Origin of the sequence: Enterobacter sp. DTU_2021_1002640_1_SI_PRY_ASU_LCPMC_013, from assembly GCF_032389435.1 — a bacterium.
Classification (GTDB): Bacteria; Pseudomonadota; Gammaproteobacteria; order Enterobacterales; family Enterobacteriaceae; genus Enterobacter; species Enterobacter hormaechei_C.
The window spans coordinates 2,649,452-2,658,900 of record NZ_CP135594.1; the positions used below are offsets into that span (position 1 = coordinate 2,649,452).

Below are 9,449 nucleotides of genomic sequence, written 5' to 3' on the forward strand. Positions count from 1 at the left end.
GAAAGTCGGCTCTGTTCGCGCAGACCGGCTTTCGCCATTTCTGTAGTTCTCACATGACCCCCAGCATCGATGTAACCATCGTCATCAGCGGCCCCACCTGCTCCGGCATGAGGCGGAACAGCGACGCTATACCCTCGCTTACCTCTTTCAGCTTCTGATGCTCTGGAGCGTCCAGCAGCACTGCCTGCTTAGCCTCGGCACACTCTTTCATCGCAGAGGCGATCAGCGACATCGTGTCGTTCTGTGGCGCCAGGCGGTTGCGAAATTCCAGCGGCAGAACGGCCATGATTGCGGGCGTCAACTGGCGCACGTTCTCGCGGTACTGCTCAGAGTCGAAACGGTTATCCAGAAAGCGAAAAAGTTTCTGGCGCGCCCTGCTGATGTCTTCCGGGAAGCTGATGGCGGTCCCGCCCTGCTCCCGGTACTCGTTGATGATCAGCGCCGAAACGACGTCCTGATTGTCCAGCGCAGACGACCATGCCCGGACCGCATCGCGGATCTTTTCGTGGTCCGGCGCCGCCTTAGGTTGAGCGCGGTTTATCATCGCTCCAGGGTGTATTCCGGTATTGTGTTGATACGCAAGTGAATGCATTTGCTATTCCTGATGTTCCTGTTTCTTACTGTGAGGAAATTCGCGGTACTCGACCGCCTTAACCTCGCCAGTAGGAAGCTTGTTGATGAAAATCTGACGGCCGACCCTGATCGCTTTGCTAATTGCCGTTTGATGGACACCAATGGCATCAGCTGCTTTTACCTGGCCAACTTCGTCGACATACTCGGCGAGTGAAATTTTCATGTTTAGCGTTGCTCCTTACCGTTAATACAAAAACAATACCACAAGTATTAGATAAATCAATACCGCCGGTATTTTAAAAATATGAGCTTTGGTATTAATATCTGATAATGGAAAAGAAAAAGATCCTCACCCCCGCTCAAGTGGCTGACTCACAGCGTTTAAAAGCCCTTTACGAAGCGAAGAAAAAAGAACTGGGAATTACTCAGCAATCCATTGCGGACGCGCTGGACATATCTCAGGGTGCCGTCGGCCATTACCTGAATGGAAGGAATGCTTTAAATACAGCGGTAGCATCAGTATTTGCGAGGCTTCTTGGGGTTAGTGTCTCTGATTTCAGTCCGTCACTTGCGAAGGACATCTCTGACATGAGCTCGGTAGCATCGGAGAATACTTCGTTCGCCGGGCATTATTCACCTGGCTCAAAATATCCGGTGATTAGTAAAGTCCAAGCAGGCGCATGGTGTGAAGCTGTTGAGCCGTACACCCTAAAGGATGTAGACCTTTGGCTTGAATCAGATGCTCACATTCAGGGAGAGGCGTTCTGGCTGCAGGTAGATGGTGACTCGATGACAGCCCCTGCTGGTCTTAGCATCCCTGAAGGTACCTTCGTTCTTTTCGATACGGGCCGCGAGGCGATCAACGGCAGCCTAGTAATAGCAAAGCTATCTGATTCTAACGAGGCGACGTTTAAGAAGCTGGTGATCGATGGTGCACAGAAGTATCTGAAGGGGCTCAATCCCCAGTGGCCGCTTGTGGCAATTAACGGCAACTGTCGGATCATAGGTGTCGCTGTAGAGACAAAATTACGATTGATATAATTTTAGCGTTAACGGTTCAAAGTTAACTGTAACGTAACCATGACTCACACGGAAAGTTAAATGAACTTCTCTATCTTCGGTGGCGATATCGACCTAGGCGCAATGCCCGACAGCATTAAAGAGCTTAGGATTTTTTGGGAATCGTTGTATGATAAGTGCCCTGTAATAGCGTTGCTCTTGATATTGATGGTTCCGGTGACGTTGCTTTATATCATCTACACTGTAGGTAGCATCTTTAAAAATGAACGATCTCTTGATAAAAAGGTCGTAGAAGCAATGAAGAAATCGAAAAAGAGGGGGAAAAAGAAATGATTGTTAACATGCTGTCAGCTCTTGCCCTTGCTTTAGTTATCGTTGCGTACTGGGTATTGTGCCGCAGGCGCGCATTGAGATATCAGAAAAAAGCTGTAGAGCTTATCGAAGAATACTTTGAAGATAGGGGTGTTCCAGAAGTAGATAAAGAGTCGTTGTATCGCTCTTACCGTCTATCTCGTAAATTTTATATGTTGCCCTTATGCGCCATGGCGTGTCCGTTCGTCTTGGCTTACATGTTGATAGCAAAAGGCAAGCTCGACATTAAGCCAACTCAGAGAGCGAACAACAAACTCTATGATGCAGCTTTTGATCAGTGCATGAAAATGACAATCAGCAAAAATCCAATATCTTCTATATTGGCGATTGCGTTGATTGGATTAAGTTTTGCTTTCGCAATCCCGGTTGGTGTCATCCTTAACAGACTGTCATCAATGCCTACAGCTGCTGGAATAGCAAACCTTTTTGCAACCATAAGCTCAGTGGCTTCAAGAAAAGCTCACGGCCACTAATATTACAAACCCGGCCACCGCGCCGGGTTTCTTATGCCTTTAACCCTACTCGCCTACTCTCTCCATCCCTCTGATCTTCTCTTTGCTTCCAGCTCAGCCACTTTAACTAACTGCTTCCTTTTCTTCATGATAGTTATCAGTTGCCGGTATCCGTGGTGCGCCGGTGCGTAAAACTCAGCCGGGTATTTGTTACCCGTCAAAGCTTCGTACTCAGCAGCCTGCTTGTTATGTTTTGCCTTCAGCGCGGGGAAAGCTAGTTCAGCTAAAGCCACATGTTGCTCGCAGAACTGGATGGCCCGTTCAAGATTATCGCCAACGTCTCGTTGCTTATAGTGCTCTTTGATTTTCTCCTGGAGTTTGAAGTGCAAATCAACTATCTGCTCGTCACTAAGCCATCGAAGGCCGCCAACCCACTCCTTAGTATCCATTGCCGCCTCAGCCTGCTGTTTTTTTCAGCATATCACCGGTATTTACAAAAATAAATTCTCTTATATTTCATATCAATAGTATTAATCCTTAATTTAATAATACTAGAAGTATTGATATAAGTTAATACCGCTAGTATTGTTACCCCATCGAAACGAAACATCGACAGCTGAGCGAAGTTAGCCAGCGGCGGACAGCAAGTGGCCTGCTTTTTAAAAACATGCAAAGTCGGAACAGCACTCGGTAATCCTGTTTAGACCCCAACGCACAAAATGCGGCGTATCACCGGCGGCGAACCGGTCGGTGAGAAGGCTACCCCCTCGCGAGAGCGATAAAGGCGTGGGAACGGGCAACACTGGCGGGATGAGAGGTGCGAAGCGCAAACAGATTTATTCCAGTCCATTCGAAGCTGAGTGGGCTGGGCTGAATCAACCCACGCAACAAAGGAGCTTCTATGCGACGGCAAAGCTATATCGCTCACAAATAATTGGTACCACAAATGCTTTCGGAAACCCCGGCGATGTCGGGGTTTTTGGTGAGTGCTTTGGGCTGGCAGACGGTTATCAGCTAGTTGGTGAGGTAATGGCTCACCAAGGCGACGACGGCCTTCCTTGCTTCATTGTGGGGAGCCAGCACCAAAGCATTTCTCCCGCATCAGCGGGTAACGACAGAGGGTAAGGCGATGGAGTGGATTAAGTGTAGTGAAAGGCAGCCGCTGAAAAATCGACTGCTACTGCTTTTTGTTGATGGTGATTATGAGTTTGGAAAGTTGCAGGAAGATGATTTTTGGATCTACACAAACGGCGCATTTAAGAAGCGCTATGCACCTCAGGAAGTAACGCATTGGGCAATGCTCAATCACCCTGAATAACCCGCCACGGCGGGTTTTTTATCGGTCATACATAGGCAGATTTTCGAGTCTGCCCATTTATGACAACCGGCGGCCATCCACCGCTCATTAGCGCAGAAGTCTTGTATTAACCGTTCCGTTCGCCGCGATAAGGCCAAGAGGGTTTATGAGAAAAGAACAGCCAATATCACGCCTGACTGAGCCAGAAATGGCAAAACTCGCAGTTAAGACGGTTCAGGAATTTGTTAATGCCTGCCACTGCCAAAACGAAGATGACGTTCTTCTGGCATTAAGCTTCTGGCTGAATGTGGGCATGGAAGCGGGTGAGCTTGTCCAGCATGGGCATAAGGTTGTCCTGCAATGATGACAGTCACCCACAACGGCAAGCAGTACACCGCCAAAAAGCTCAACGATAACGAGTGGCAGCTGACGTCGGTATCGGCACCGCGCGACAAGCTGACGCTGAACCGCTGGCAGATGCATATAGCTGGCCTCCTGGAACAGGTTGAGGTGAAGGTATGATCAACCACTACGGCACCACCCCGCTCATTCGCCAGTGCGTCACGCCCGGCATGATGGCAATGCATGAAGGCCGAACCTATCGCGTCTCAGCAGTCATTCAGGAGCGCAAATGGGTGTACCTGCACACCGACGCAGAAATCATCCGCCTCAGTGACTGCGTGATTGACGTCCTTCTGGACGGTCACGGCAACCCTATCCAGCACTAACCACCCTATTCAACCGATCGGCCTGGCTCAATGCGGGCGGGATCTGCACATCCAAATTTCAGGAGTTCAGCCATGAATATTACATGCGAGTGCGTTGATATGCGCACGTCCGTCGGGCCACACAACACCATCAAAGTTGAGATGGAAGGCGTTATCCTGGCCGGCACAGTTAAAACCCGTGACGTACTACCCCAGCTCGATGGCGCAGAAGTCATCGAGTGGCTGGCTGAGCAGGGTTACATCATCACTCATCAGGAGCGCGCAGCATGACGGCCGCAGAACGTTGGGATGAAGAGTCATTCCTGCGCCTAATGCGCGACGTGCTGCCGGAAAAGCCGGAAGGTGATGACGAGCCAGTTAACCTGGCTGCCGAGCGGCAGAACCCGATCATTAGTTGGGATGAATTTGCGGGGAACTACACATGACAGATAAAAAAGTATACGCCGCCATTAGCAGCGTTGCTTCAGCGCTGGCTGAGAAGGGTATCAGCAAAGAAAGGAAGCAAGGTAGTCAGGTCAATTACGCGTTTCGTGGTATCGACGACATTTACAACGCGCTGGCCCCGGAGTTGGTAAAAAACAAACTCCTGATCCTACCCCGCTACACCGAACGCACCAGCGTCGAGCGAACCAGCAAAAATGGCGGTGCGCTGTTCTACATCACGGTTCGTGGTGACTTCGATTTCGTCAGCACCGAGGACGGCAGCATCCACACCGTCACCACCTATGGTGAAGCGATGGATAGCGGCGACAAGGCCACAAACAAGGCCATGTCGATAGCATACAAATACGCGGCGTTTCAGGCGTTTTGCATCCCAACTGAGGAAACTGCAATCGACGCGGATGCCGAAACCCATCAGGTGCAACCGGCAGATGCCGATCAAATTCTCGCTGAATTTACTCAGTACGCCAGTACTGAAAACGACAGCAAAAAATTGCAGGCGCAATACGCGACAACATGGTCACGTCTGAATGGTTTTGCTGATCACCAGGCTAAATGCAAAGACGTCACCGGCATTCGACTAAAAGAACTTAAACAGGCGGCTTAAATGGCGATTAACACAATCACAGTGTCAGGAAATGTCGGTAGAGACGCGGTACTGCGCGTCACGCCAAACGGGAAACACATCGCCTCGTTTTCACTCCCGGCAAAATCTGGGTTTGGCGAGAATGAGAAGACATCATGGCTGAATTGCAAGATGTTCGGGGCAATGGCCGAGAAGCTCTCTGGCGCGATTGTTAAGGGAGCAAAGGTTGCTGTTACTGGCGAGTTTGTAATTGAGGAGTGGACTAAGCAGGACGGTTCGCAGGTGCAGACACCGACAATCCTGGTACGGGATATCGATCTCCCACCACGCGGCACGCCAGGAAATGATAACCCCCGTCAACAGGCATCATCGCATCCACAACACCAACGGCAACAACTCTCACCGGCACCACAACATCAACCAAGCGAACCACCAATGGACTTCGACGACGACATACCCTTTTGAATCATCTCCCGGTCAGGAGAAACCAATGAACAAATTTACCCCCGAATATCGAAAACATCTTCTCCGGCCAATCCCTGACCGGAAACTTAGCCCGCAAGAACGCGCCGATCGCAAAGAGCTTTACCAGATCATCCGTGAGGAGCGTGAGAACGATACATCACCGGAAAAACCATCGACTTACAGGCCATGTGATCCATATCTGAATGACAACCGCAAAGGTCTTGGCGGTGCTTCAAGGAGTGACTAATGACTCACGCTCACGACGACATCAGGGTTGGCGCTCTGTGCCTTCCCTTCATTGGTAACGGCTGGCTAATGCCATGGGGTGAAGTGGTCAGCAATCCATTAAAGGCGCAGAGGCTCGCTGAGGAATATCGGGAAAGGCAGGAGGCTGCATGAATAACATCCCCCACCAGGATATAGACTCCCTCATAAAATAAGGCGCCCTTTTCGTTTCAAACCATTCTGGCGGCAAAGATAGTCAAACGATGCTTATCAAGCTGCTTGAAGTTATCCCGCCACAGCAGATCGTCGTGGTGCATGCTTCGCTTGGCGCCATGGAATGGCCGGGCGCGCTGGAGCTGGCACAAAATCAGGCAGAGGACGCTGGCCTGCCGTTCATCGTCGCCAGGGCGAGAAAGACCCTGCTGGAGATGGTAGAGCGCCGATTTGAAAACCGCCCGGAGGTGCCGAGTTGGCCCTCAGCCAGCACCCGCCAATGTACCAGTGATCTTAAGCGTGGCCCTATCCAGCGTGAAGTGAGAGCCTACGCAAAGGCGAACGGTTTCAAGGTGATCGTCAACTGCCTCGGTCTACGCGCCGAGGAGTCGCCTGGTCGAGCTAAGCGTCAGGTATTCCGCAAGAACGAAACTGATTCCAACTCGGTGCTGACCTGGTACGAATGGTTGCCAATTCATGAGCTGAAGGCCGAAGAGGTGTTTGTTTCAATTCGCGAGGCTGGTCAGGAACCGCATTACGCTTATGCGCTGGGAAATGAGCGCCTGAGCTGCGTGTTCTGCATCATGGCAAGCCGAAACGACCTGCGTAACGGTGGACGGCATCACCCCGAGCTGCTTGAGCAGTACGCAGCGCTGGAGGAGCATACCGGGTACACGATGCACATGAACCGCATCCCGATAAAGGAGCTGGCAGCATGACCGTAAAATATTCCCTTATCTACGCGGATCCTCCCTGGTCTTACGGCAATACCATCAGCAACGGCGCTGCTGCCGATCACTACTCCACCATGAAGCTCATCGACATCAAGCGCCTGCCTGTGTGGGAGCTTGCCGCCGAAAACGCGGTGCTGGCGATGTGGTACACCGGCACGCATAACCAGGAAGCTATCGAGCTGGCCGAGGCCTGGGGCTTTACCGTTCGCACGATGAAAGGCTTTACCTGGGTGAAGCTGAATCAGAACGCGGAACTGCGCATCAACAAGGCGCTGGCCGATGGTGAAGTCACCGACTTTTACGACTTTCTCGATCTGCTTAACACCGAGACGCGCATGAACGGTGGCAACCACACCCGGGCCAACACCGAAGACCTGTTAATTGCCACCTGCGGCGCCGGGCTTGAGCGAAAGCACGCCGGGATTAAGCAGGTGGTATATAGCCCGCTCGGCGCGCACAGCGAAAAGCCATGGGAAGTGCGCCACCGGCTGGAGCTGCTTTACGGTGATGTGCCGCGCATTGAGCTGTTTAGCCGCAGCGCAGCGCCAGGCTGGCACCACTGGGGAAATCAGTGCGCCACCGCCGCGGTTGAATTGCTGCCCGGCTGCGCCATCGATGTTGTGAAAACGGAGGCCGCATGACGCCAGCAAATGAAAACGCAATCCGCGCCGCCTGCCGCCGCTGCACCGAGGAAATCCAGCAGGCCATGCGCAAGAAGCCAAAGCCAAACTGGAACGAAACGGTGACTCCCATCATCAACAAGCATCACAAGAAAATTGAAGCTCTGGGAGTTAGCCTCCTGGAGTTCGTCGTCAAAACTGGCCGCCTAAATGGGCGGTTTGGAGCCGAACAATGACAACAGAATTTAAACCCCTACCCGTCGAACGCGACCAATACGGCTACTGGACTCACCCGCTTTACGATGAATTTTTCGATGGGCGTGAATATATCTCACCTGATGAATTCAACGCATGGCTGGATAAGAGCGGCCTTGAGTGGAAAGTGGTGTACCGCGATGAAGATGACGTCGACCCCGATGTGGACGGCTATGACATTTCAGCGTGGCAGCCAGAAACACCCGCCGGTGGTGGTTGGTTTGTCGGTTCAATTCACGACACAGAAGATGGTGCCGTCTGCATCTGGCTGCGGCACGCTGGCGGTGCGGCATGAACAGAGCCGCACCCGTTGATTTGAGGAAAAGCCTCGAAATTGCCAACCACCTGGCGCACATCGGGATTCGCTTTGTGCCGATCCCGGTGGCGACCGAGGAAGAATTCCAGACGCTGGCCGCCGAGCTATCTCGACGGCTTGAGCAGATGGCAGTCGAAGCCGAGAAGAATGATGGCGGTGCAGCATGAATGCACTAATCACCAGGTCGCTAAAGCGGCCTTTTTTATTGCTGGCGTTCACCTTCAACCGAATTAACCGACAGTTCCGGGAGCATTGACCATGGCCGATATCATCGACACCGCAGCAGAGATTGAAGAGCTTCAGCGTAACGCTGCCATTTCCGCTCACCGCCTAAACCGCAACGCTGTATCAGCTGAGCATTGCGCTGAATGCGGCGAGGATATCCCGGAGCCGCGGCGCGCTGCCGTTCCCGGATGCCAGACATGCGCGGATTGCCAATCCGTCATTGAGCTGAAGAATAAGCCGAGGGGGATCCAGTGAAAGAGCGCGGAATGATTTTTAACGGCGAGCTTATATACGACTGCATGGATATTGTTTTGCTGTAAACAATAAAATTGCATTAACATCCTATATGGTTTTAAGAAAAGTAGAGCGATAGTTTCTGGAAGGTTAACAACGACTCAGCCATAAAGAGGAAAGAAATGCCATATTTTATCTTTTTTGAACAGGGTAAGCAGCCCACAAAACATTCTGTAAGTAGATTCCCTGAAGATGTTGATTTGTTTCAGGCTAATGGAACAAAACGCCATGTCTATACAGCATCCATTTTCCCTGAAAATAAAGAGTATTTTTATGCATATGAGAAAGGTTCTGCGGAACCAAGCGAAAAGGACGTTCTAGACGCAGCTAAGATATTGGACATTCCTCCCGTCATAAGACACATCTGACATATCAAACCCTAATACCGCCCAATGTGGCGGTTTTTTTGTGTTATTAGATAATGATTGATGATCATTAAGAAGGCTTGATCGCCAATAAGCGCAGGAATGGCGTACATAAGCTGCTGTTTTTTTTCTGAAAATTGATTGTTTAGTTAGCTGAAACCTCACCCTTACTTCCCAAAACAAATAACAAAAAGTTTCGACGCAACTGATAGCCAGTTATGAGCTGGCTATTGGGTGCGAAAGCGCCACCTCGTGATCCCTTTTGCCC

Annotated in this window: 23 protein-coding genes; 20 read left to right on the forward strand and 3 right to left on the reverse strand. The window is 51.1% G+C overall.

All coding sequences use genetic code 11. From position 1 onward, the window contains the following. Positions 1-49: 49 nt before the first annotated feature. Both RS584_RS12670 and RS584_RS12675 read right to left on the reverse strand, forming a co-directional pair. Complete coding sequence (locus tag RS584_RS12670) at positions 50-592, reverse strand: toxin YdaT domain-containing protein (protein ID WP_032680701.1); 543 nt, start codon at positions 590-592, stop codon at positions 50-52. A 3-nt stretch (positions 593-595) separates the two neighbouring features. Beyond that, a complete protein-coding gene (locus RS584_RS12675; protein WP_006176184.1) occupies positions 596-796 on the reverse strand; it encodes a Cro/CI family transcriptional regulator in 201 nt (66 codons plus the stop codon). A gap of 107 nt (positions 797-903) precedes the next feature. Here RS584_RS12675 and RS584_RS12680 point away from each other — a divergent pair, with 107 nt between their 5' ends. Genes RS584_RS12680 through RS584_RS12690 form a run of 3 tightly spaced genes read left to right on the forward strand, consistent with a single transcriptional unit; the run spans position 904 to position 2,438 of the window. After that, on the forward strand, positions 904-1,614 hold the full coding sequence (locus RS584_RS12680) for a LexA family protein (protein ID WP_060460443.1): 711 nt from the start codon (positions 904-906) through the stop codon (positions 1,612-1,614). Positions 1,615-1,674: 60 nt separating this feature from the next. Then, the gene (locus RS584_RS12685; protein ID WP_060460444.1) at positions 1,675-1,926 is read left to right on the forward strand and encodes a hypothetical protein; all 252 of its coding nucleotides are present in this window, start codon (positions 1,675-1,677) and stop codon (positions 1,924-1,926) included. Beyond that, positions 1,923-2,438 (forward strand): hypothetical protein, encoded by a 516-nt coding sequence (locus RS584_RS12690; RefSeq protein ID WP_060460445.1) that lies wholly within the window; start codon positions 1,923-1,925, stop codon positions 2,436-2,438. Before RS584_RS12685 ends, RS584_RS12690 begins: the two co-directional genes overlap by 4 nt. 53 nt (positions 2,439-2,491) lie before the next feature. Here the strand turns inward: RS584_RS12690 and RS584_RS12695 are convergent, their stop codons facing one another. After that, positions 2,492-2,866 carry a hypothetical protein gene (locus RS584_RS12695; protein ID WP_060460446.1) on the reverse strand — a complete coding sequence of 125 codons (375 nt, stop codon included), beginning with the start codon at positions 2,864-2,866 and terminating at the stop codon, positions 2,492-2,494. A 680-nt stretch (positions 2,867-3,546) separates the two neighbouring features. On the opposite strand from RS584_RS12695, the gene RS584_RS12700 reads away from it, so the two are divergent. From RS584_RS12700 to RS584_RS12780, 17 genes are all read left to right on the forward strand, one after another. Next, positions 3,547-3,735, forward strand: a complete 189-nt coding sequence (locus RS584_RS12700; RefSeq protein WP_045907316.1) for a DUF551 domain-containing protein — start codon at positions 3,547-3,549, stop codon at positions 3,733-3,735. A gap of 145 nt (positions 3,736-3,880) precedes the next feature. Further along, a complete protein-coding gene (locus RS584_RS12705) occupies positions 3,881-4,078 on the forward strand; it encodes a hypothetical protein (RefSeq protein WP_045328631.1) in 198 nt (65 codons plus the stop codon). Next, complete coding sequence (locus RS584_RS12710) at positions 4,075-4,236, forward strand: hypothetical protein (RefSeq protein ID WP_154400843.1); 162 nt, start codon at positions 4,075-4,077, stop codon at positions 4,234-4,236. Before RS584_RS12705 ends, RS584_RS12710 begins: the two co-directional genes overlap by 4 nt. Then, a complete protein-coding gene (locus tag RS584_RS12715; RefSeq protein ID WP_006809788.1) occupies positions 4,233-4,442 on the forward strand; it encodes a cell division protein FtsZ in 210 nt (69 codons plus the stop codon). The genes RS584_RS12710 and RS584_RS12715 overlap by 4 nt, the downstream gene beginning before the upstream one ends. A 72-nt stretch (positions 4,443-4,514) precedes the next feature. After that, on the forward strand, positions 4,515-4,712 hold the full coding sequence (locus tag RS584_RS12720; protein ID WP_039273286.1) for a hypothetical protein: 198 nt from the start codon (positions 4,515-4,517) through the stop codon (positions 4,710-4,712). Then, positions 4,709-4,867, forward strand: coding sequence for a hypothetical protein (locus RS584_RS12725; protein WP_157843358.1), 159 nt, complete (start codon positions 4,709-4,711; stop codon positions 4,865-4,867). Before RS584_RS12720 ends, RS584_RS12725 begins: the two co-directional genes overlap by 4 nt. Continuing rightward, positions 4,864-5,490, forward strand: coding sequence for an ERF family protein (locus RS584_RS12730; RefSeq protein ID WP_315748000.1), 627 nt, complete (start codon positions 4,864-4,866; stop codon positions 5,488-5,490). Before RS584_RS12725 ends, RS584_RS12730 begins: the two co-directional genes overlap by 4 nt. Further along, the gene (ssb, locus tag RS584_RS12735) at positions 5,491-5,934 is read left to right on the forward strand and encodes a single-stranded DNA-binding protein (protein WP_315748001.1); all 444 of its coding nucleotides are present in this window, start codon (positions 5,491-5,493) and stop codon (positions 5,932-5,934) included. A 25-nt stretch (positions 5,935-5,959) separates the two neighbouring features. Continuing rightward, positions 5,960-6,181, forward strand: coding sequence for a hypothetical protein (locus RS584_RS12740; RefSeq protein WP_048339497.1), 222 nt, complete (start codon positions 5,960-5,962; stop codon positions 6,179-6,181). Then, positions 6,181-6,333, forward strand: coding sequence for a DUF1317 family protein (locus RS584_RS12745; protein WP_121909535.1), 153 nt, complete (start codon positions 6,181-6,183; stop codon positions 6,331-6,333). The genes RS584_RS12740 and RS584_RS12745 overlap by 1 nt, the downstream gene beginning before the upstream one ends. A gap of 89 nt (positions 6,334-6,422) precedes the next feature. After that, a complete protein-coding gene (locus RS584_RS12750; protein ID WP_315748002.1) occupies positions 6,423-7,091 on the forward strand; it encodes a phosphoadenosine phosphosulfate reductase family protein in 669 nt (222 codons plus the stop codon). Beyond that, positions 7,088-7,747: an MT-A70 family methyltransferase gene (locus RS584_RS12755; protein WP_315748003.1), complete on the forward strand. Its 660-nt coding sequence runs from the start codon at positions 7,088-7,090 to the stop codon at positions 7,745-7,747. The genes RS584_RS12750 and RS584_RS12755 overlap by 4 nt, the downstream gene beginning before the upstream one ends. Continuing rightward, on the forward strand, positions 7,744-7,962 hold the full coding sequence (locus RS584_RS12760; protein ID WP_315748004.1) for a hypothetical protein: 219 nt from the start codon (positions 7,744-7,746) through the stop codon (positions 7,960-7,962). The genes RS584_RS12755 and RS584_RS12760 overlap by 4 nt, the downstream gene beginning before the upstream one ends. Next, positions 7,959-8,276, forward strand: coding sequence for a hypothetical protein (locus RS584_RS12765; protein ID WP_305869881.1), 318 nt, complete (start codon positions 7,959-7,961; stop codon positions 8,274-8,276). The genes RS584_RS12760 and RS584_RS12765 overlap by 4 nt, the downstream gene beginning before the upstream one ends. Beyond that, positions 8,273-8,464, forward strand: a complete 192-nt coding sequence (locus RS584_RS12770; RefSeq protein ID WP_315748005.1) for a DUF1382 family protein — start codon at positions 8,273-8,275, stop codon at positions 8,462-8,464. Before RS584_RS12765 ends, RS584_RS12770 begins: the two co-directional genes overlap by 4 nt. Before the next feature lie 91 nt (positions 8,465-8,555). Then, positions 8,556-8,777: a TraR/DksA family transcriptional regulator gene (locus RS584_RS12775; protein ID WP_315748006.1), complete on the forward strand. Its 222-nt coding sequence runs from the start codon at positions 8,556-8,558 to the stop codon at positions 8,775-8,777. A 161-nt stretch (positions 8,778-8,938) separates the two neighbouring features. Continuing rightward, positions 8,939-9,184: a hypothetical protein gene (locus RS584_RS12780; protein ID WP_063932422.1), complete on the forward strand. Its 246-nt coding sequence runs from the start codon at positions 8,939-8,941 to the stop codon at positions 9,182-9,184. Positions 9,185-9,449: the final 265 nt, after the last annotated feature.

What these genes read in the sequence shown, in the direction of transcription:
- RS584_RS12670 (WP_032680701.1), bottom strand. Translation starts at nt 592, where the DNA reads ATGCATTCACTTGCGTATCAACACAATACCGGAATACACCCTGGAGCG.
- RS584_RS12675 (WP_006176184.1), bottom strand. Translation starts at nt 796, where the DNA reads ATGAAAATTTCACTCGCCGAGTATGTCGACGAAGTTGGCCAGGTAAAA.
- RS584_RS12680 (WP_060460443.1), top strand. Translation starts at nt 904, where the DNA reads ATGGAAAAGAAAAAGATCCTCACCCCCGCTCAAGTGGCTGACTCACAG.
- RS584_RS12685 (WP_060460444.1), top strand. Translation starts at nt 1,675, where the DNA reads ATGAACTTCTCTATCTTCGGTGGCGATATCGACCTAGGCGCAATGCCC.
- RS584_RS12690 (WP_060460445.1), top strand. Translation starts at nt 1,923, where the DNA reads ATGATTGTTAACATGCTGTCAGCTCTTGCCCTTGCTTTAGTTATCGTT.
- RS584_RS12695 (WP_060460446.1), bottom strand. Translation starts at nt 2,866, where the DNA reads ATGGATACTAAGGAGTGGGTTGGCGGCCTTCGATGGCTTAGTGACGAG.
- RS584_RS12700 (WP_045907316.1), top strand. Translation starts at nt 3,547, where the DNA reads ATGGAGTGGATTAAGTGTAGTGAAAGGCAGCCGCTGAAAAATCGACTG.
- RS584_RS12705 (WP_045328631.1), top strand. Translation starts at nt 3,881, where the DNA reads ATGAGAAAAGAACAGCCAATATCACGCCTGACTGAGCCAGAAATGGCA.
- RS584_RS12710 (WP_154400843.1), top strand. Translation starts at nt 4,075, where the DNA reads ATGATGACAGTCACCCACAACGGCAAGCAGTACACCGCCAAAAAGCTC.
- RS584_RS12715 (WP_006809788.1), top strand. Translation starts at nt 4,233, where the DNA reads ATGATCAACCACTACGGCACCACCCCGCTCATTCGCCAGTGCGTCACG.
- RS584_RS12720 (WP_039273286.1), top strand. Translation starts at nt 4,515, where the DNA reads ATGAATATTACATGCGAGTGCGTTGATATGCGCACGTCCGTCGGGCCA.
- RS584_RS12725 (WP_157843358.1), top strand. Translation starts at nt 4,709, where the DNA reads ATGACGGCCGCAGAACGTTGGGATGAAGAGTCATTCCTGCGCCTAATG.
- RS584_RS12730 (WP_315748000.1), top strand. Translation starts at nt 4,864, where the DNA reads ATGACAGATAAAAAAGTATACGCCGCCATTAGCAGCGTTGCTTCAGCG.
- ssb (WP_315748001.1), top strand. Translation starts at nt 5,491, where the DNA reads ATGGCGATTAACACAATCACAGTGTCAGGAAATGTCGGTAGAGACGCG.
- RS584_RS12740 (WP_048339497.1), top strand. Translation starts at nt 5,960, where the DNA reads ATGAACAAATTTACCCCCGAATATCGAAAACATCTTCTCCGGCCAATC.
- RS584_RS12745 (WP_121909535.1), top strand. Translation starts at nt 6,181, where the DNA reads ATGACTCACGCTCACGACGACATCAGGGTTGGCGCTCTGTGCCTTCCC.
- RS584_RS12750 (WP_315748002.1), top strand. Translation starts at nt 6,423, where the DNA reads ATGCTTATCAAGCTGCTTGAAGTTATCCCGCCACAGCAGATCGTCGTG.
- RS584_RS12755 (WP_315748003.1), top strand. Translation starts at nt 7,088, where the DNA reads ATGACCGTAAAATATTCCCTTATCTACGCGGATCCTCCCTGGTCTTAC.
- RS584_RS12760 (WP_315748004.1), top strand. Translation starts at nt 7,744, where the DNA reads ATGACGCCAGCAAATGAAAACGCAATCCGCGCCGCCTGCCGCCGCTGC.
- RS584_RS12765 (WP_305869881.1), top strand. Translation starts at nt 7,959, where the DNA reads ATGACAACAGAATTTAAACCCCTACCCGTCGAACGCGACCAATACGGC.
- RS584_RS12770 (WP_315748005.1), top strand. Translation starts at nt 8,273, where the DNA reads ATGAACAGAGCCGCACCCGTTGATTTGAGGAAAAGCCTCGAAATTGCC.
- RS584_RS12775 (WP_315748006.1), top strand. Translation starts at nt 8,556, where the DNA reads ATGGCCGATATCATCGACACCGCAGCAGAGATTGAAGAGCTTCAGCGT.
- RS584_RS12780 (WP_063932422.1), top strand. Translation starts at nt 8,939, where the DNA reads ATGCCATATTTTATCTTTTTTGAACAGGGTAAGCAGCCCACAAAACAT.